Origin of the sequence: Novimethylophilus kurashikiensis (assembly GCF_003112435.1) — a bacterium.
Taxonomy (GTDB): Bacteria; Pseudomonadota; Gammaproteobacteria; order Burkholderiales; family Methylophilaceae; genus Novimethylophilus; species Novimethylophilus kurashikiensis.
Genome location: NZ_BDOQ01000013.1, coordinates 210,075 through 227,843, shown reverse-complemented (window position 1 = coordinate 227,843; position 17,769 = coordinate 210,075). Strand labels below are relative to the sequence as shown.

The following is a 17,769-nucleotide window of genomic DNA, read 5'->3' as shown; positions in this document are numbered from 1 at the left end:
CCTCGGTTCATTAACACTGGTTGAGGCTGCGCATCGCCGGAGTGCATTCACTACTTTCCTTCGATGGACGCGTAGTCGTTTGACGCTGGAAAAACTTCTTGAAAGCGTTCTGATGCGATTCGGCTTTTTTGGGTTCGCGTTCAGATGTGACGGTGGTTGCTTGAGTGGGTTTTTCGGCGGCCTGAGTAGGCTTACCTGCGGCTTCAACAGGTTCTACTGCGGTCGTTTTTACTCGAGAAAAACCGAACCCTATCGCCACCAACCCAAGCAGAAGGCTGGCGAAAATGGCGATTTTTACGCCGTTAGACAAGCCAGTAGCAGCCCTTGAATGGGCATTAGGCTGATCTTCCGCCCAAGCGGAATCGCCCACCGGGGCATCGCCGGACTGCCGAATCGCATACACCTCGTGCTCGCGCACATGCTTGTCGTGCTTGATACCGGAATAGGTGAATATTTGCGTAAGCTCATCGCTCAGGCGCGAGACGATTTCATAATAGGATCGAGAAACCAGGATATGGTTGGGTTCGGCAAAACTCATGATGCGCTGGGCAACATTGATGCCATCGCCGATGATGCTCATCTGACCATTGATGTCCTTGACCACACGCACCGGTCCGAGATTGATGCCGATACGAACGAAAAGCGGAGCTTCAGGGTGCTCTCGGTTGCCCTGGAGAATACCGTCGCGGATCGTCATGGAGACGAATACGGCATCTTCCGGGGAACCCATCATGGCGATCGCAGCACCGTCGCCGGTATCGAGAATGATGCGGTCGTTCTGCGCGATGTCTTTAACGGCATCGGCGAGCAACTGATTGAAACGGTTTTTGTAGGCGAGCTGCTCGGAATCGGCTTTCTGCGAATAAGCAACGATATCGAGGAAAACGATGCAGCAAATAGAGGTTTTGTTCAGTCTTTCGCTCATGGTTGTAGTTCTTCTGCGAATTATTGTTTGTGATGCCGCTTGCAATTAACGCGTCATGTCCAAAGCCACGGCTTCGGCCACTTTAATACCGTCCACCGCGGCGGACAGAATACCGCCAGCATACCCAGCGCCCTCGCCTGCCGGATATAGCCCCTGCACGTTGAGACTTTGCAGCGTGTCGTCGTGCCGCTTGATGCGGATAGGCGAAGAAGTCCTCGTCTCGACGCCAGTCAGCACTGCATCTTCGCGAGCAAACCCCTTGATCTGCTTGTCGAACGCAGGCAGGGCTTCACGAATAGCCTCGATGGCATAGTCCGGCAATGCGGTCGCCAAGTCGGTCAAATGCACGCCCGGCGTATAGGACGGCACGACTTCGCCCAGTTTGGTCGAAGGCCGCCCTGCGAGAAAATCGCCCACCAGTTGCCCCGGCGCCTCATAGGTACCGCCGCCCAGTTCGAACGCACGCGACTCCCATCGACGCTGGAACTCGATGCCGGCCAGGGGATGGCCGGGATAGTCCTGCTCCGGCGATATTCCCACCACAATGCCGCTATTGGCGTTGCGTTCGTTGCGCGAATACTGGCTCATGCCGTTGGTCACTACGCGGTTGGGCTCGGAAGTCGCCGCTACCACCGTGCCGCCGGGGCACATGCAGAAACTGTAGACGGAACGCCCGTTGGAACAATGGTGCACCAGCTTGTAGTCCGCTGCGCCGAGGACGGGATTGCCCGCGTTGGGGCCGAGCCGGCAGCGGTCGATCATGGTCTGCGGATGCTCGATGCGGAAACCGATGGAGAACGGCTTGGCTTCAATATACACCCCGCGGTCGTAGAGCATCTGGAAAGTGTCGCGAGCGCTGTGGCCTAGGGCCAGCACCACATGGCCGGTTTCGAGATATTCGCCGCTGGCGAGCTTCACCCCACGCACCTTGCCGTTTTCGATATCAATATCGTCCACACGCGACTGAAAGCGGATTTCGCCGCCCAAGGCCTCGATGGAAGCACGAATCTGCTCCACCATCCCAACTAGGCGAAACGTACCGATGTGGGGACGTCCGACGTACAGGATTTCCGGCGGTGCGCCAGCCTTGACGAACTCGGTCAGCACCTTGCGGCCGAGGTATTTCGGATCCTTGATCTGGCTGTAGAGCTTGCCATCGGAGAACGTTCCCGCCCCGCCCTCGCCGAACTGGACATTGGATTCAGGATTAAGCTTGTGCTTGCGCCAAAGCCCCCAGGTATCCTTGGTGCGCTCACGCACTGCCTTGCCGCGCTCCAGGATGATGGGCCGGAAGCCCATCTGCGCCAGGATAAGTCCCGCAAACATCCCGCATGGCCCGAGGCCGATCACGACGGGACGTTCCTTGAGTGTGGCAGGGGCCTTTGCGACGAACTGATAGCTCATATCCGGTGCCAGGCCGATATGATTGTTTTTCTTGAATTTCTGCAGCAGCGCCGCCTCGTTTTTTACCTCGACGTCGACGCTGTAGATGAACACGATGGCATCATGCTTGCGAGCGTCGTGGCTGCGCCGAAACACTGAATAATGTACGAGATCGTCCGAAGCAATGCCGAGGCGGCGGATTATTTCGGCCTTCAAGGCACTCTCAGGATGATCGAGGGGGAGCTTGATTTCTGTGATGCGTAACATCGCGTTTTATGTAAGTTATTCCGTAGCAACAGCAAGCCGGATAGAAGGGGCTTTGCTGACAGACCCGCAGGTGAAGCGCTATAGGGAAAGGGAAAGAGGCGGATAGAGACATGATGAACCGCAACCCCGCTACCTTTGGCACTGCCTTTAGGCCGGTAATTTTGCGCCCTTGCCTTTCAGCAAGTTTGCCTTTGTTCTTACTCAATAGAATAGAGGATTTTCCCTGAAAAATCCAGAGATTAGGCAATCATCCCCTGGCACTTTCCGGTTTCTTCGGTCTCTCGCCGCCTTGTTATGCAGCCCGAATAAATGTCCGATCTGCTAAAATAAGCTTTTGATTAGCAAGTAAAACCCATGGCCATTCAATGGTTCCCCGGTCACATGAACTCCGCTCGCAAAAAAGCAGCGGAAAACATGGAGACCACCGATGTCGTGATCGAAGTACTGGATGCCCGCCTGCCAGAGGCTAGCCACAACCCCATGCTGAACGAATTGCGCCTGCAACGTCAGCGTCCATGCCTAAAGGTCCTCAACAAAGCCGATATCGCCGACCCGGCGGTGACCCAGGCCTGGCTCGATTACTTCAACCGCCTGCCGAATGTAAAGGCCGTGGCGCTCTCCTGCAAGAAGCCCGGTGAGGCTGCCAAGATTCCCGAACTGTGCCGCAGCCTGGCCCCGCATCGCGGAACCAATTTGAAGCCGCTGCGCATGATGATCATGGGCATTCCCAACGTCGGCAAATCCACGCTCATCAACGCCCTGCTCAATCGCCGCGTAGCTAAGGTCGGCGACGAGCCGGCCGTGACCAAGCACCAGCAGCGCTACGACCTCAACGCGCAAATGTCCCTGACCGATACCCCAGGGATGATGTGGCCCAAGATCGCACACGAAAGCGACGGCTATATGCTGGCCGCCAGCCACGCCATCGGCACCAATGCCGTGATCGAGGAAGAAGTCGCGGTCTATCTCGCCGACTTGCTCATCCAGCGTTATCCCAACCTGCTTATTGAACGCTACAAGGTTGACCTGGAAGGCCTGGACGGCACTGCACTTATCGAAGCCATCGCACAACGGCGCGGCTACCGCTTGAAAGGCGGCGCAGTCGATTTCGAAAAAGCCGCGCTCATGCTACTGGTCGATTACCGCACTGGCGTACTGGGCCGCATCAGCCTGGAATCGCCGGAATCGCGCATTGCCATGCTAGCTGCAGCTGCCATGCAAGTCCGCATCTATCACAACCCGCGCTGCTCCAAGAGCCGCGGCGCTTGCGACCTGCTGGCAGAAAAAGGCATCAAGCCCGAGGTAGTGGAATACCTCAAGCAACCACCCACCAAGGAAGAACTACGCGCGCTATTGACGAAACTCGACATGAAGCCGGTCGACATCGTGCGGCATAGCGAGGAAATCTACCGGCAAGAATATGCCGAAAAAAATCTGGACGACGAGGCCTGGCTGGATGCGCTGATCGCCCACCCGGTGCTAATCGAACGCCCTATCGTGGTAGTAGGCGACAAGGCCGTCATCGGGCGTCCGCCGGAGAAAATCCTGGAACTGCTTTAACCCAGCATTCCATTCATCCTCGCTCAAATTAAAAAAGGCCCGGAAATCTTTCCGGGCCTTTTTTATTACCAACCTTGAGTTCACATCAAACGGTCATGCTGCTGGCGCGCCGTCTGTCCGACATTTTCCTGCGGTCCTGCATGGAGACGCGCGCATCTCCTGCGGGCCGACTGGATTCCTCGGATAGACCAGCCGTCTTGACCAGCGCCGACGTGTTAACTCTGTTGAGTTTCCGGGAATTCATCATGCTGCTGTACTTATCCATTACACACCTCCAAACATCAAGTCCAGAAATTGGAATATTTATCCACGCATGTTGAACTGGCCCAATGTCATCCCATCGACACCCCGGTGACACCAGGGCATCAAAACAAGACGCCAAAGATTTTTATTGGTGCGGCCGTACCAACGATTAATAGTTTAGTAATTTAATCTGGAATTGCAACTGGGTAGCGTACAGGAGTTTTGTCGTCATGCTGCCTTGACGCGAATTTCCGCATCACCGAGGCGAACCACTTGCCCTGCGCGGATCTTAGCCGTCTTGCGCAACTCCTGTTGTCCATCCACGGTCACGTCACCGCTGGCGACAATCTGCTTGCCTGCTCCGCCGCTGTCGCAAAGCCCCGCCAGCTTGAGCAGTTGGTTCAACTCGACGAATTCGCCGTTGAGTTCAAAATCGATGGTTTGCATGAAAATTTTCAGGCGCGAGGCCTGCCTTTAGATCGCTGGCGACGCCAGTCGATTCAACAATAAAAACGCTCGGCCATTTCTTCTAGCCCCAAGGTTTCCAGAATCTCGTTCAGACGCGCCGCTGCAGCGACATTGGACTGTTGGTGCTTGCGGGCAATGATGAGCTCGTTCTTCATCGAATGTTCCCAGCCGACCAATTCAGTGACCGTGACCTGATAGCCATGGGCTTCGAGTTGCAAGCAGCGCAGCACATTCGTGAGGTGACTGCCGAACTCCCGCGTGTGCATGGGATGCCGCCAGATTTCGGTGAGCGGGCTCTTGAGCGCCCGTCCCTTGTTCTTGCGCAGCACGGCGGCGATCTCCGCCTGGCAGCACGGCACCAACACGACGTATTTGGCGTGCTTTTCCAGCGCAAATCGGATGGCGTCGTCGGTCGCCGTATTGCAAGCGTGCAGCGCGGTGACGATATCGACTTGATCCGGCAATGCCTTGGAGACGATGGAGTCCGCCACCGAGAGATGCAGAAAGCTCATGCGCTCGAAACCGAGCTGCTGCGCCAGTTCGAGAGACTTCTGCACCAGTTCCTCACGTGTTTCGATCCCGTAAATATGGGACTGATCCTGGCGTTCCTTGAAAAACAGGTCGTAGAGGATAAAGCCCAGGTACGACTTGCCTGCACCATGGTCCACCAGCGCAATGTCTTGCCCCAAATCCTGGAGCAGCGGCTCGATGAACTGGTACAGGTGGTAAATCTGCTTGAGCTTGCGGCGGCTGTCCTGGTTGAGCTTGCCGTCGCGCGTCAGGATATGGAGCTCCTTAAGCAGTTCGATGGATTGCCCGGGGCGTATGTCGTGCATCAAAAACGGTCCCGCAAAAAATACAGCCCGGCGCACAAGGCCAGGCCGACGAGGTACATCAACACAGTGGTCGAAACGAAATAAGGGTAGACCATCAAGAGTGTCCCGATGATCATGGGCAAGCCGCTATGCCGCTTTTTGCCGTAGCGGAATGCGGCGAGCCCGACAATGCCGAATACCAGCATGCCGAACAGATTGGCTGGGCTCGGCATGTCCATGTTACTTCTTCACGCACGCTTCGGTGCCGTAGTTGCCGCCCTTGTACTCCGGCTCGTAGTAGTACTTGGTAAAGGCCAGCTTGCCTTGCTTGTTCTTCTTGATAGTGGCGATGCCGGTGCCGTGGTCCTGAGAATTAGGTTGGTTGAGACCGAAGTGGATAGCCAGTTTGTCGCCCTCGGCGGCGGCTTCGCCCGGATACACGCCAAAACCCGGCACTTCCAGCTTGAAGTCGTATGCGCCGTATTTGCCCGTGCTTTGGGTTTTGTTGAGCTTCAGCGTGACGGTACCCGTGTACTTGCCCTCATGCGCGTCGTTGCCGGTGCAATCGTAGACACCGCTGTAATCGGTGCCGGTGAAAGCTGGTTGCGCCTGTGCAGACAGGCTCGCTGCCAGAACAGCAGCAAAAAATGCGAACTTCTTCATTGTTATTCCAGACAAGATTAAAGCGAGAATTATACCGTCTATTGACGCTCGGCTTCGCCCTACAGTAGAGTCCTCGACCAATGCCGACGCCCTCCCGCCTACCGACCCTTTCCAGGATCGTCTCATGACGATGCACCTGCCGCATCGGCATGCGCTGCTCGGCGCGCTCATGGTGTTCATCTCGGCCATTGGATTTTCGTCCAAGGCCGTCATCGTCAAGTTGGCCTACGCTTATGTTCCAGATCCCGAGGTCATGCTGGCGCTGCGTATGGCGTTTGCGGCACCGTTGTTCATGGGGCTGTGGATCTGGGCTCGCTCGCGGCCGGATGCCAAGCCCATCAGTCGCCGCGATACCGGCCTGCTGCTGTTTTTCGGCGTATTGGGCGGCTATGCGCCCATGTGGTTCGATTTCGCCGGGTTGGTTTATGTGACAGCGGGCCTGGAGCGCGTATTGCTCTACCTTTATCCGACCATGGTGCTGTTGATCGGCGCCGTTCGCTACCACCAGCATATCGGTCGGCGCGAGATTTTTTCCCTGGTCGCGAGCTATGCCGGCGTCGCATTGGCCGTGGGGCACGACATGGCAGTATTGAAATCCGGCGCGGCACTCACCTTGGCTGGCGCGGGGTTGGTGTTGATGAGTGCACTGACCTACGCCAGCTACATCGTATTTAGCGGACGCGTGATTCCGCGGATCGGTTCGGCCAGTTTCGCAGCAGCCAGCATGCTGGTCGCCAGCGTCTCTGCCGCAACCCACTTGATACTCACGCATCCCGTCTCCAGCGTGCTGCACCTGCCGGCGCCGGTTTACGGGCTGGGCTTGTTGATGGCGATCGTGGCGACCTTCCTGCCGGCTATCCTGCTAAGCGCTGGGATCCATCGTATCGGCAGCACCCGTGCCTCGCTGGTCGGCACCATCGGTCCGGTTTCCACCATCGTGCTGGCATATTTCTTCCTGGGAGAAATGATTACGCCGCTGCAAATCCTTGGCACGGCGCTGGTGATGGCGGGGGTCCTGGCAACCAGCCTGCAAAAGCACTGAAGACCTCAGCACCCAACCGTTACAAATCAATGATTCTCAAACTTCTGCTTCCCTCATAAAATATAGAGGAGCGATACCTCTTTTTCCGATTGCAGGTTCATGATTATTAGAATAATTAAACATACCATCGCCTGCTGCCTCCGCGCTGTTCCTGTATTACTGCTGCTTGCGACAGGCCCGGCATCCAGTGCAGAAGCCGTTTTCAAGCATCCATGGCTCACCGTGGTCATGGACGATAACTATCCGCCTTACAGCTTCCGGGACGACCAAGGCCGTCTGCAGGGCATCCGCAAGGAAATCTGGGATGCATGGGCGGCGCACAACGGAATAGAAGTGCGTGTTGTAGCAACCGACTGGGCCAAAGCCCTGGCCTACATGAATACGGGCCAAGCCGATGTCATCGACACCATTTTCGAGACGCCCGAGCGCGAGTCGTTGTACACCTACTCACGTCCGTACGCCGACATCGACGTACCGATCTTTTTCCATCAAAGCATCAGCGGCATTACGGGTGCAGAAAATCTGCACGGCTTTACGGTCGGCGTAAAAGCCGGAGATGCCTGCGAAGATTGGCTGCACGCCCACGGCATATTTAGCACCCACGATTACCCAAGCTTCGGCGAACTGGTTGATGCTGCTGTACGCAATGACATCCGCGTCATGTGCATCGACAAACCGCTCGCCAATTACTTCCTGACCAAACGCGATGCAGAAACGCACTTCCGCTACTCCAAGCCGCTTTACAAGGGGCAACTGCATTGGGCGGTCTTCAAAGGCAGCGAAAGCGCTTTCAAGGCAGTGAACCGTGGTTTCGAACAGGTGCCCCAAACTGAAATCGACGCTATCGAGAAAAAATGGATGGGCAGTCCCCTGGCTCGCCCTGCTGCAGTGATCGCACCTTATGTCCTCTACGCCATGGCGACCGCAGCCTTGCTATCGTTTGCCATGCTGCTATGGAACCGTACCTTGAGACGACGAGTCGCCTTGAGGACAGGCGAGCTCGAGTCGGCGCTGCAAGCGCTCAAATCCAGCGAGCAGCATTATCAGGCACTGGTAGGGACCAGCCCGGTCGGCGTATTCGAAACCGATGCGCAGGGACTGTTCGTATTTATGAACGAGCGTGGCTTGCGCATGCTGGGCGCACGCTTCGAACAATTGCGCGGCAACCATTGGCAGCACTTGCTGCACCCGGAAGATCGCGACGAAAGTTGCGCGGCCTGGGGTGCAAGCCTGAGCCTGCGGCAGGTGTTCCAGCGCGAACTCCGCTTCGAACGCATCGGCGGCAGCGCGCTATGGGTATTGATGCAAGCCAGGCCGATGGACGACGGCGACGGTCGTTTTTCCGGTTTCATCGGGACCCTCACCGATATCAGCGAACAAAAGGCTTCGGAACAGCGCATCCAGTTTCTCGCTTATCACGACCCCCTGACCGGACTCCCCAACCGACTGCTGATCCGCGAGCATTACGACATGGCGGTGGCTCATGCGAACCGCTCCGACCTGGGCGTCGCGCTGCTAGTACTGGATTTGGACCACTTCAAGAACATCAACGATTCGCTGGGTCATGCCGTCGGCGACGAACTGCTATGTGCCGTGGTCAAGATCCTGCGCGGCTGCGTGCGCGATACCGATACCATTAGCCGCCAGGGCGGTGACGAATTCCTGGTGCTGCTTACCGACCAGCACAGTGCCGACGACGCCGCCAACGTGGCCGCGAAGATGCTCGAGCGTCTGTCACAACCGATCCGGCTCGAACATCATGAGCTCTCCATCTCGCTTTCCATCGGGATCGGCATGTACCCCACCGATGGGGAAGATTTCGACACCTTGCTGAAAAAAGCCGACACGGCGATGTATCACGCCAAGGAATCGGGTCGTAACGCATTTAATTTCTTCACGAGTCAAATGAACGCGGATGCCACACAGACGCTCATGTTGCGCAGCGGCCTGGCACGGGCGCTGGAGCGGCAGGAATTCGTACTGCACTACCAGCCGCAGGTAGACCTTGAAACCGGTCGCATTATGGGCACAGAAGCGCTTCTACGCTGGAAACATCCGGATCTGGGACTTGTACCGCCTAACCGTTTTATCGGTATCGCCGAAAACAGCGGACTGATCGTACCCATCGGCGAATGGGTGATCCAGGAGGCTTGCCGCCAAGCTGCGGCCTGGTATGAGGCCGGATTGCCCCAGCTGACCATGGCGGTCAATCTGTCCGCCATCCAGTTCAAGCGCGGCAACCTGGTGGAAACCGTTGAAAACGCTTTGTTCGCCCATCGCATACCGGCGCCGCTGCTGGAACTCGAACTTACCGAATCCATCCTGATCCAGGATACGGACAACGTGCTGGCGACGGTGGATCGCCTGAAATCGATAGGCGTGAAACTTTCCATCGACGATTTCGGTACCGGCTACTCCAGCCTGATGTATTTGCACCGCCTCAATGTCGACAAGCTGAAGATCGACCAATCCTTCGTGCGCGACCTCAACGATGACCCGGACGATGCCGCCATTGTGCAAGCCGTCATCCAGATGGCGAAGAGTCTTAAATTGCGCACCATCGCCGAAGGCGTGGAAAATTCCCAGCAATTGGACGCCCTGCGCCGTCAGTCCTGCGACGAGGTGCAAGGCTATTTCCTGGGCCACCCCATGCTGGCCGACGATTTTGCACGACATTTGGCGGACTGGAAACCGCTGACTTAACCGAAAGGACATCATGGATTACCGCCGCCTCGGCCATAGCGATCTCAACGTCTCGGCCCTCAGTCTGGGCACGATGACTTTCGGCCAGCAAAACACCGAGGCCGAAGCGCACCAGCAGTTGGATTACGCTTTCACCCAAGGCATCAATTTCATCGATACAGCGGAAATGTATCCCGTGCCGCCGCGTGCCGAAACGGTGACGCGTACAGAATCCATCGTGGGTACTTGGCTCAAAAAAAATCCGCGCGATCAGGTCGTCGTCGCCACCAAGGTGGCCGGCCCGCGCCGCAATATGCGCTGGATTCGCAACGGGCCGGCATCACTCGACCGCACCAATATCCGCGAGGCGCTGGAAGGCTCGCTGCAACGCCTGCAAACCGATTACGTAGACCTTTACCAACTGCATTGGCCGGAACGCAACGTGCCGATGTTCGGGCAGTACCAGTTTGATCCGACGCAGGAATTCGAAAACGGCGAGGAAAAACACTGGGTACCGATCCGCGAGCAGTTGGAGGCGCTGGCGGAGCTGGTGGCGGAAGGCAAGATTCGTTATATCGGGGTGTCCAACGAGCAACCCTGGGGCATCATGCAGTTCCTCAAGCTGGCCGAGGAATACAAGCTGCCCCGCATCGTCAGCATTCAGAATTGCTACAACCTCATCAACCGCGGCTTCGAGTTCGGTATGGCCGAAATCGTTTACCGCGAGAAACTCGGCCTGATGGCCTATTCGCCGCTCGCGTTCGGGCATCTGTCAGGCAAATATGCAACCAACCCGCAAGCTGCCGGGCGTGTCACGGAGTTCAAGGGATTTGCCCAACGTTACGAGAAGCCCAACGTGCTGCCGGCAACCCAGGCCTATGCTGCCCTCGCCCACCGGCACGGCCTGAGCCCTGCAGAAATGGCCTTGTCGTTCGTCTATCGCCGCTGGTTCGTCGCCAGCACCATTGTCGGCGCCACCAGCCTGCAGCAACTCGAGGAAAACATCGGCGCGTGGAACAAACCGCTATCGGAAGACCTGCTGTGCGAGATCGAGGCGCTGCATCTCCGCTACATGAACCCGGCGCCGTAATACCCCAACAGCCGGATCAAGCGGTCGTACTTGCGAACAGCTGCTCGAACGCCTCTGCGGCGATCGGCCGCGAGAACAAGTAACCCTGGCCGTAATCGCAGCCTGCCGCAGCCAGCAAGTCACGTTGGGCCTCGGTCTCGATACCTTCTGCAATCACCTGGATCCCCAGCTTGTGCGCCATGACGATAATGGCTTCACACAACGCCATATCGTCGGAATTGGGGGCCAGGTTGCGGATGAAGGCACGATCGATCTTGAGATAATCGATGTCGAACTTCTTGAGATAGGCGAGCGACGAGTAGCCGGTGCCGAAATCGTCGATGGCTACCTGCATGCCCGCATCGCGGAAGCCTAGCAGCTTGTTGGTAATCGCAGGACTCGCATCCAGCAACAAGCCCTCGGTAATTTCCACCACCACGCTGTTACCTTCCAACTGGAGTTCGCGCAGGTAGTCGAACCACGTATCGTGCACGCGGTCCTCGCTCATAAACTGTGCCGGCGATTTATTGACGCTGATCTGGAAATCCTCGCGGAATTTGCGCCAATGCTGCACCTGATTCGCTGCCTGCCTGAATACCCAATGCCCGATCTCGCCGATCATGCCGGTTTCTTCCGCCAGCGGGATGAATTTTTCCGGGCTGACCAACCCCAGCGTCGGATGCTCCCAGCGCAACAGCGCCTCAGCCTTGTGCACATCACCCGTCGCCAGGTCGACGATAGGCTGATACAGCACGCGGAACTGCTGCTGGGCCAGCGCCGCCCGCAGGTCGACAGCGAGCCGCATGCGGGCCTGGGCGGCTTCCTGCATCGATGGCGTGAAATAGCTGCAACGGTTGCGGCCCAGCCGCTTGGCGGCGTACATGGCCTGGTCGGCATTCTTGAGCAGCGTCTCGATATCCCCGGCATCCTCGGGATACAGCGTCACCCCGATACTGACCGACACATACGCCATCTCGTCGCCCAGCAGATACGGCTCCGAGAGGCGTCGCAGCATGTTCTGGGCAACACGCTCCACGGCTTCTGCATCGTCGAGTTCACTCAGAATGACAGTGAATTCGTCGCCGCCAAGTCGCGCCACGGTGTCGGATTCGCGCACGCAATGCACCAGCCGTTCTGCCGACTCCTTCAGGAGAACATCGCCCATGGCATGGCCCAAAGTGTCGTTGACTTCCTTGAAGTGGTCGAGGTCTAGAAACATCAGCGCCATGCGAGTGCTACTGCGATGAGATTTTTTGAGCTCCTGCTCCAGCCGGTCATGGAACATGCGTCGATTAGGCAAGCCGGTGAGCGGATCGAAATTGGCCTGTTTCCAGATCAATTCTTCCGACTCTCGGCGTTGGGTAATGTCCTCGATGATGGACCAGATGTATTTTTCCCCGTCGCTCCCCACAATCAGCACACCGTTAAGACGGATGGGAATGCGCAATCCGTCGTGGCGGACGTATTCCTTCTCGTAGGGGCCGTAGCGTCCGCTCCGGTGCAAGGCTTCCAGTTGCAATGCTTCCTGCTCGGCATATTCTGGCGGTGTCAGATCCCAATAGCTCAGCCTGTTCAACTCCTCCATCGTGTAGCCCAGCATGTCCAGCAATGCCTTGTTAACCTCCATGTAGCGTCCATCCATGGCATTGCGTGCCATCCCCAGCGGAGAGAGCTGGAACATGGCACGCAGTTGTTCCTCGCTCGCCCAAAGTTCGACCACCTGCTGGTTGAGCTTGTGGGTCATGGATTGGAAACCGCGCGCCAGCGAGCCGATTTCGTCGTCGCGGTCCACCGGCAACTCAGCCAGAGGCTTGCCGATAGCAAAATTGCTGATCGATTTTTCCATCAGGTTGAGCGGTTTAGCCAGGATTCTCGCTAGCAGAAGCGAGATCAACATGGCGGCAAAAGCGAATGCGGCCGTCATCTGCACCACGTTGAGCCCCAGCGCATGGGTTTGCTGGAGCACGCTTGCGATCGGCGTATAAAGCCCCAGCAGCACGAAGCGATGCTCGGCGGGACTTCCGTAAGGGACTTTCACGAATGCCGCCAACGCGGGTTTTCCAACCAATGCAGCCTTGGTCTGAATGACTGCATGGTCGTTGGATGTGGCATAAAGCGCCGCTGTCTCTGGCGCATCGTCCTGAATCTGGAATCGTTGCCCCAAATCGAATCCGAAGGTTTTAGCGGCATCGGGGTGGATAAGGTAGTCGCCCTGGTCGTTGGTCAGCAGGATATTGACTTGATCGGGCAAATCTCCGCGGATCATGTCGAACATCTCCTGCAAGGCGATATTCACGACCACCAGCCCGAATATCTTGCCGTCCGGCGCGTAGACCGGCATGGCAATGCGTAATGTGGGTTTGCCGTACCCCTCGTGCGAACCTTGCTCCAGGTTAAGGTTGATATCCGAGGTATAGAGGGTGCCGGCAGGCAGGCGCAAGGTTTCGAAGACATAGGCAAAATGGCTTTTCTCACGCAGGTCGCGATCGGCAACGATCTTGATACCGCCTTGGTCGCGGTCGACCCGCACCATTTCCTTGCCGTAATCCGCTGCCTTGATCAATCGAATCTGGGAATACACGGGATGGGTTTGCATCAAACCGGTGAAGAGTTCCGCCAGTTCGGCTTTTTGCGCGCTGGCAAACAGGCCTTCCCCATGGTCCCGCGCCATTTTCTCCACGACCGGCAAGGCGCCGATCAAGCGAACGTCGCTGGAAATACTGGCAAGTAAGTCCGTGAAGCGATGCGCTTGCACCCGCGTCGAGGTCAGCAGCTTTTCCTGCGAGGACTCGATCAGCAAATGGCGCCCCTGGTAATACACGTAGTAGCCGGTCAGCGCCGTCGACATTAATCCCAGGATCGCCAGCCAGAAGCCGAGTTTCAGTCCGATACTCAGTCGCATGGCTAGAATCTGTCCGGCCCTTCACCGGACATGATGCGATCCCATAGATCCTTGCGTGTTTTAGGATGGCCGATCGGTTCGAGCCAGATAATCTTGTCCTCGGGCCGGGTGGAAGGATAAGGCGTGACGGTATTGGCGAGACCATGAACGCGGGTCAAGCGTTCGCTGACGTGCGGCTCCAGCATGAAATTGATCCAGGTTTGCGCCAACTTAGTATTGCGGGCGCCGCGAGTAATAGTCCAGCAATCAAGCCACGCCATGGCGCCTTCGCGAGGGATGACATACCCGATATCGGCTCCGGCCTCCTGCAGTGCCTTCACCTGCTGGGTGCCGTAATTGGCGAACACCAGCGCGATATGATTGCGGTTATACAGTTTGACCGCCTCTTCAGGCGTGCTGTAGAAAGTCAGCACATTTCGGCGTAAAGCCACCAGGCGCTTCGCAGCCTGGGACAACTCCATTTCGCTCATGTGAAACGGGTTATCGATGCCCATCAATAATCCCGCGATGGAAAAATTATGATTGCTGGTGTTAAAGGCCAGCACTTTTCCCCGATACTCCGGATTCCACATTTCGGCCATGGAGTCGGGGATACGTTTTACTTCCTTGCGGTTATAGATGAGGCCCATCTCGGAATAGGCGTAAGGAACGGCATAGGCCTTGTTCTCGCGTATCAATCCCGGAATATTGTTGAGATCGCGAAAACGCGGCAATTGCCGGGCATGATTGGGGATCGCTCCCAAGTCCAACGGCACGCTGAGGCCGGCATCGATGTACCGCTGAAGCTCCGCCGTATTGACGGCAAAAACATCGTAGTCGCGGCCATCGTGACGATTGATTTTCTCCCACAGGTCATCATCCGAATTGACAATCGTTACCTCGACCTTGACGCGAAATCGGCGCTGGAACTCGGCCACGAGATCGGCATCGGCATAGCCGTCCCAGGTTGCAACCCGCAGCGTTTCTGCACCAACAGCCGAGCCTGCGGCCAGGCCGAGCAGGATCGCCGCAGTGCATTGAATGAGTAAGGTCAGCGATTTGACCATTCCCTGCTGAAAAAAAATAGAAACCCCCGCAATTGTTAGTTGGGCGATGGGAGGGTCAGTGACTGGTTCTAATTGGTTTTTTTGTCATCAGACGAGCTTATGCCGAATGATTAGACGGCCGGCGTTCGGCGTCAAGTCGTACCGATGGCCAATGCCCGGTGGAAATTCATAAAAACCGCGACAAGACCATGAAATATAAGAGGTTTAATCTATTCTATTTTTGACACGATCTTGGGCTTGTGCAATGCTCAACAGCTCCGCTCACCCCAACAACATCATTCAGGAGATGCCCATGACCATCCAAGTCGGAGAAAAACTCCCCGAAGGCACGCTGATGGAAGCCAACGAATTCGATCCCGCCGTCGGCTGCCCGCTCAATCCTCAACCCGTCAACGTCGTCGAAGCCGCTCAGGGCAAGAAGATTGCCATTTTCGGCGTACCCGGCGCATTCACACCTACTTGTTCACAACGCCACCTCCCCGGCTTCGTCGATCATTACGACCAACTCAAGGCCAAGGGAGTCGACGAAATCTGGTGCATTGCCGCCAACGACGCTTACGTCATGGCCGCCTGGGGCCGCGACCAAGGTGCGACCGGCAAGGTACGCATGCTGGGCGACGGCAGCGCCGAATACATCAAGAAACTCGGTCTCGAACGCGACCTCACCGCCAACGGCATGGGTGTACGCAGCTACCGTTACGGCATGATCGTAAACAACGGCACGGTGCAATACGTCGCCGTCGAAGCCTCCGGGAAGTTCGAGGTTTCCAACGCAGAAACCATCCTCGCCAAGCTGTAAGCCTGCTTCATCCGGGCGCGGCCCTACCTCGCGGGTCGCGCCTTCCTCGTTTCTCTACTTCATTTGTCCTCGTCGATCGAGCCAATCTCATGTGGTCTTTTCCCACTGGCAAGCACGATCTGGCACACATGTTCCAGCCGTTCGACGTGCTCGAACGCACCCCACGGGTCGCGTGCCACGGCAATGACACCATGCCGGTCCAACCCCACGATATCGGCCGAAATACTCCCGTCGGCTTGCAGTTCAAGCGCTTCGCAAGTCGCTTCCGCCAATTCGCGGCTGATGGCCGGTACGTTGGGGACGTTTGCAGCGACCCTCGTATAGCGGTGAATTTCGGGAAATTCCTCCGACAAGGCTTGCAGGTCGAAGCCCGCATACATGGCGGCGATGGTATAGGTGGGATGCGCGTGGACCACGGTGCGGGTATCGGGGATTTCCCTCAGCAACCGACGGTGCAGTTCCAACTCGCCGCTCGGCTTGCCCGTCGCTTCTTGCGGCACTTTGACGAGCGAGCCATCGGCCTGGAATTCGAGCTTGATGAGGTTTTCAGCGTCCAGCCGATGCTTCTTGGCCCCTGAAGGGGTGATGTATATCCAGTTTTCGTGCTTGCGCCGCACCGAGCCGTTGCCGTCTCGCGTCGATACCCAGCCTCGGTCGTAGCAGGTTTTCAAGACATCGCAAATGGCGGTGATCATGGACGTTCCCTGGAACAATAAGGTCCATCCTACCCAGCTTGGCCTTCACAGGTGCGTTGGGCAGACCACAGTGGCGTCAGTCTTTCGGCTATTACTCACACACCTTGTTGTTTCTATACTCCACCACCAACGAGGCCAGCCATAGCAAGGCCTTGAACGTATTCACCAACGGAATGACGCTCCAGAACATGTTGCCAAGTATTTGCCTGCACAACATGTTCTTGAAGCAGGAGGTCTTGTAGATGGTCGAGAGCGAACAAATTCCCAGTGAGATGAAATAGGCAATCAGTAGTTGATATTGCAGTTGCAACGGCGTCTCCTTAAACCTTTACAGCCGGATAGCACCGACTGCATGAACAGCATGATAGAGCAAAGCATATCGATTGCCGCCATGCACCTTGCCGCTCCACCGCTTCGCGCCTTGCCCTCGGCCGGCCAAACCTTCATCATTGCGGTTTTAGAAAACTCGCTTGCCGCATGGAAAAAGTACGCCTATCCAAACTCATGTCAGAACAAGGGCTGTGCTCGCGCCGCGAAGCCGACGCCTATATCGAGCGGGGCTGGGTATATGTCGACGGCGAGCGCATCTCAGAACTCGGCACCAAGATTTTTCCTTCGCAGAAAATTACCTTGGACAAGGCAGCTAAAAGCAACCAGCAATCGAGGGTCACCATCCTCCTGCACAAACCTGTCGGCTATGTGTCCGGTCAAGCCGAACAAGGCTACAAGCCGGCAGCCGTGCTGTTCACTGCCGATAACCGCTGGCAGGAAGATACCGCGCCGCAACGCTTCAACCCCATGCAGGCAAAAGGCCTGGCGCCTGCCGGCCGTTTGGATATCGATTCCACGGGCTTGCTGGTGCTGACACAGGACGGCCGCATCGCCAAGCAGCTCATCGGCCAGGATTCTCTGATCGACAAAGAATACCTGGTGCGGGTTGAAGGTCAGCTATCCGAACGCGGTCTTGCACTGCTCAACCATGGCTTGTCGCTGGACGGCGAGGCGCTGAAGCCCGCCAAGGTGACGTGGCAAAACAAGGACCAACTGCGTTTTATCCTGCGCGAGGGCAAAAAGCGCCAGATTCGCCGCATGTGCGAGATGGTGGGGTTGAAAGTCACCGGGCTGAAGCGCATCCGTATCGGTAAAGTCATGCTCGGCCATCTGCCTCCCGGCCAATGGCGTTACTTGCGCGAAGACGAACGGTTCTAGA

At 56.9% G+C, this 17,769-nt stretch carries 17 protein-coding genes, 1 pseudogene and 1 riboswitch; of the genes and pseudogenes, 7 read left to right on the top strand and 11 right to left on the bottom strand.

Translation table 11 applies throughout. The annotated features are described in order from the left end of the window. Positions 1 to 10 precede the first annotated feature (10 nt). Together NMK_RS13670 and NMK_RS13665 are read right to left on the bottom strand one after the other, a co-directional pair. Positions 11 to 925: an adenylate/guanylate cyclase domain-containing protein gene (locus NMK_RS13670; protein ID WP_109016309.1), complete on the bottom strand. Its 915-nt coding sequence runs from the start codon at positions 923 to 925 to the stop codon at positions 11 to 13. A 45-nt stretch (positions 926 to 970) separates the two neighbouring features. Continuing rightward, positions 971 to 2,575, bottom strand: a complete 1,605-nt coding sequence (locus tag NMK_RS13665) for an NAD(P)/FAD-dependent oxidoreductase (protein ID WP_109016308.1) — start codon at positions 2,573 to 2,575, stop codon at positions 971 to 973. A 116-nt stretch (positions 2,576 to 2,691) separates the two neighbouring features. Beyond that, positions 2,692 to 2,775: riboswitch (cyclic di-GMP riboswitch) on the bottom strand. 154 nt (positions 2,776 to 2,929) lie between these two features. Here NMK_RS13665 and ylqF point away from each other — a divergent pair. Both ylqF and arsC read left to right on the top strand, forming a co-directional pair. Continuing rightward, positions 2,930 to 3,790, top strand: a pseudogene (gene ylqF, locus NMK_RS13660) (ribosome biogenesis GTPase YlqF); the annotation flags it as partial. Then, positions 3,773 to 4,135: an arsenate reductase (glutaredoxin) gene (gene arsC, locus NMK_RS18795; RefSeq protein ID WP_306419346.1), complete on the top strand. Its 363-nt coding sequence runs from the start codon at positions 3,773 to 3,775 to the stop codon at positions 4,133 to 4,135. The pseudogene ylqF and the gene arsC, both read left to right, overlap by 18 nt. Positions 4,136 to 4,220: 85 nt before the next feature. Here the strand turns inward: arsC and NMK_RS18545 are convergent, their stop codons facing one another. The 5 genes from NMK_RS18545 to NMK_RS13635 form a co-directional block, all read right to left on the bottom strand. After that, the gene (locus NMK_RS18545; protein ID WP_109016306.1) at positions 4,221 to 4,400 is read right to left on the bottom strand and encodes a hypothetical protein; all 180 of its coding nucleotides are present in this window, start codon (positions 4,398 to 4,400) and stop codon (positions 4,221 to 4,223) included. Between the two features lie 206 nt (positions 4,401 to 4,606). Beyond that, the gene (locus NMK_RS13650) at positions 4,607 to 4,825 is read right to left on the bottom strand and encodes an RNA-binding S4 domain-containing protein (protein ID WP_109016305.1); all 219 of its coding nucleotides are present in this window, start codon (positions 4,823 to 4,825) and stop codon (positions 4,607 to 4,609) included. A 53-nt stretch (positions 4,826 to 4,878) separates the two neighbouring features. Further along, positions 4,879 to 5,682, bottom strand: coding sequence for a class I SAM-dependent methyltransferase (locus NMK_RS13645; RefSeq protein ID WP_109016304.1), 804 nt, complete (start codon positions 5,680 to 5,682; stop codon positions 4,879 to 4,881). Beyond that, positions 5,682 to 5,900 (bottom strand): hypothetical protein, encoded by a 219-nt coding sequence (locus tag NMK_RS13640; protein WP_227871496.1) that lies wholly within the window; start codon positions 5,898 to 5,900, stop codon positions 5,682 to 5,684. The genes NMK_RS13645 and NMK_RS13640 overlap by 1 nt, the downstream gene beginning before the upstream one ends. Before the next feature lies 1 nt (position 5,901). Continuing rightward, complete coding sequence (locus NMK_RS13635) at positions 5,902 to 6,324, bottom strand: hypothetical protein (protein ID WP_109016303.1); 423 nt, start codon at positions 6,322 to 6,324, stop codon at positions 5,902 to 5,904. Positions 6,325 to 6,448: 124 nt separating this feature from the next. On the opposite strand from NMK_RS13635, the gene NMK_RS13630 reads away from it, so the two are divergent. The 3 genes from NMK_RS13630 (at position 6,449) to NMK_RS13620 (ending at position 11,138) form a co-directional block, all read left to right on the top strand. Beyond that, positions 6,449 to 7,366, top strand: a complete 918-nt coding sequence (locus tag NMK_RS13630; RefSeq protein ID WP_109016302.1) for a DMT family transporter — start codon at positions 6,449 to 6,451, stop codon at positions 7,364 to 7,366. 99 nt (positions 7,367 to 7,465) lie between these two features. Further along, positions 7,466 to 10,069: an EAL domain-containing protein gene (locus tag NMK_RS13625; RefSeq protein ID WP_109016301.1), complete on the top strand. Its 2,604-nt coding sequence runs from the start codon at positions 7,466 to 7,468 to the stop codon at positions 10,067 to 10,069. Positions 10,070 to 10,082: 13 nt separating this feature from the next. Continuing rightward, entirely contained in the window at positions 10,083 to 11,138 is a 1,056-nt protein-coding gene (locus NMK_RS13620) for an NADP(H)-dependent aldo-keto reductase (protein WP_109016300.1), read from the top strand. 16 nt (positions 11,139 to 11,154) lie between these two features. Here the strand turns inward: NMK_RS13620 and NMK_RS13615 are convergent, their stop codons facing one another. Then, a complete protein-coding gene (locus NMK_RS13615; protein ID WP_109016299.1) occupies positions 11,155 to 14,019 on the bottom strand; it encodes a bifunctional diguanylate cyclase/phosphodiesterase in 2,865 nt (954 codons plus the stop codon). A gap of 2 nt (positions 14,020 to 14,021) precedes the next feature. Further along, positions 14,022 to 15,065, bottom strand: a complete 1,044-nt coding sequence (locus tag NMK_RS13610; protein ID WP_109016298.1) for an extracellular solute-binding protein — start codon at positions 15,063 to 15,065, stop codon at positions 14,022 to 14,024. A 292-nt stretch (positions 15,066 to 15,357) separates the two neighbouring features. Here NMK_RS13610 and NMK_RS13605 point away from each other — a divergent pair, with 292 nt between their 5' ends. After that, positions 15,358 to 15,864, top strand: a complete 507-nt coding sequence (locus NMK_RS13605) for a peroxiredoxin (protein WP_109016297.1) — start codon at positions 15,358 to 15,360, stop codon at positions 15,862 to 15,864. Positions 15,865 to 15,923: 59 nt separating this feature from the next. Here the strand turns inward: NMK_RS13605 and NMK_RS13600 are convergent, their stop codons facing one another. Together NMK_RS13600 and NMK_RS13595 are read right to left on the bottom strand one after the other, a co-directional pair. Next, positions 15,924 to 16,559 (bottom strand): class II aldolase/adducin family protein, encoded by a 636-nt coding sequence (locus NMK_RS13600; protein WP_109016296.1) that lies wholly within the window; start codon positions 16,557 to 16,559, stop codon positions 15,924 to 15,926. A 91-nt stretch (positions 16,560 to 16,650) separates the two neighbouring features. Then, positions 16,651 to 16,869, bottom strand: coding sequence for a hypothetical protein (locus tag NMK_RS13595; RefSeq protein ID WP_227871495.1), 219 nt, complete (start codon positions 16,867 to 16,869; stop codon positions 16,651 to 16,653). A gap of 167 nt (positions 16,870 to 17,036) precedes the next feature. Here NMK_RS13595 and NMK_RS13590 point away from each other — a divergent pair, with 167 nt between their 5' ends. Then, positions 17,037 to 17,768 (top strand): pseudouridine synthase, encoded by a 732-nt coding sequence (locus NMK_RS13590; RefSeq protein WP_109016295.1) that lies wholly within the window; start codon positions 17,037 to 17,039, stop codon positions 17,766 to 17,768. Position 17,769 lies beyond the last annotated feature (1 nt).

What these genes read in the sequence shown, in the direction of transcription:
- NMK_RS13670 (WP_109016309.1), bottom strand. Translation starts at nt 925, where the DNA reads ATGAGCGAAAGACTGAACAAAACCTCTATTTGCTGCATCGTTTTCCTC.
- NMK_RS13665 (WP_109016308.1), bottom strand. Translation starts at nt 2,575, where the DNA reads ATGTTACGCATCACAGAAATCAAGCTCCCCCTCGATCATCCTGAGAGT.
- arsC (WP_306419346.1), top strand. Translation starts at nt 3,773, where the DNA reads ATGCTAGCTGCAGCTGCCATGCAAGTCCGCATCTATCACAACCCGCGC.
- NMK_RS18545 (WP_109016306.1), bottom strand. Translation starts at nt 4,400, where the DNA reads ATGGATAAGTACAGCAGCATGATGAATTCCCGGAAACTCAACAGAGTT.
- NMK_RS13650 (WP_109016305.1), bottom strand. Translation starts at nt 4,825, where the DNA reads ATGCAAACCATCGATTTTGAACTCAACGGCGAATTCGTCGAGTTGAAC.
- NMK_RS13645 (WP_109016304.1), bottom strand. Translation starts at nt 5,682, where the DNA reads ATGCACGACATACGCCCCGGGCAATCCATCGAACTGCTTAAGGAGCTC.
- NMK_RS13640 (WP_227871496.1), bottom strand. Translation starts at nt 5,900, where the DNA reads ATGGACATGCCGAGCCCAGCCAATCTGTTCGGCATGCTGGTATTCGGC.
- NMK_RS13635 (WP_109016303.1), bottom strand. Translation starts at nt 6,324, where the DNA reads ATGAAGAAGTTCGCATTTTTTGCTGCTGTTCTGGCAGCGAGCCTGTCT.
- NMK_RS13630 (WP_109016302.1), top strand. Translation starts at nt 6,449, where the DNA reads ATGACGATGCACCTGCCGCATCGGCATGCGCTGCTCGGCGCGCTCATG.
- NMK_RS13625 (WP_109016301.1), top strand. Translation starts at nt 7,466, where the DNA reads ATGATTATTAGAATAATTAAACATACCATCGCCTGCTGCCTCCGCGCT.
- NMK_RS13620 (WP_109016300.1), top strand. Translation starts at nt 10,083, where the DNA reads ATGGATTACCGCCGCCTCGGCCATAGCGATCTCAACGTCTCGGCCCTC.
- NMK_RS13615 (WP_109016299.1), bottom strand. Translation starts at nt 14,019, where the DNA reads ATGCGACTGAGTATCGGACTGAAACTCGGCTTCTGGCTGGCGATCCTG.
- NMK_RS13610 (WP_109016298.1), bottom strand. Translation starts at nt 15,065, where the DNA reads ATGGTCAAATCGCTGACCTTACTCATTCAATGCACTGCGGCGATCCTG.
- NMK_RS13605 (WP_109016297.1), top strand. Translation starts at nt 15,358, where the DNA reads ATGACCATCCAAGTCGGAGAAAAACTCCCCGAAGGCACGCTGATGGAA.
- NMK_RS13600 (WP_109016296.1), bottom strand. Translation starts at nt 16,559, where the DNA reads ATGATCACCGCCATTTGCGATGTCTTGAAAACCTGCTACGACCGAGGC.
- NMK_RS13590 (WP_109016295.1), top strand. Translation starts at nt 17,037, where the DNA reads ATGGAAAAAGTACGCCTATCCAAACTCATGTCAGAACAAGGGCTGTGC.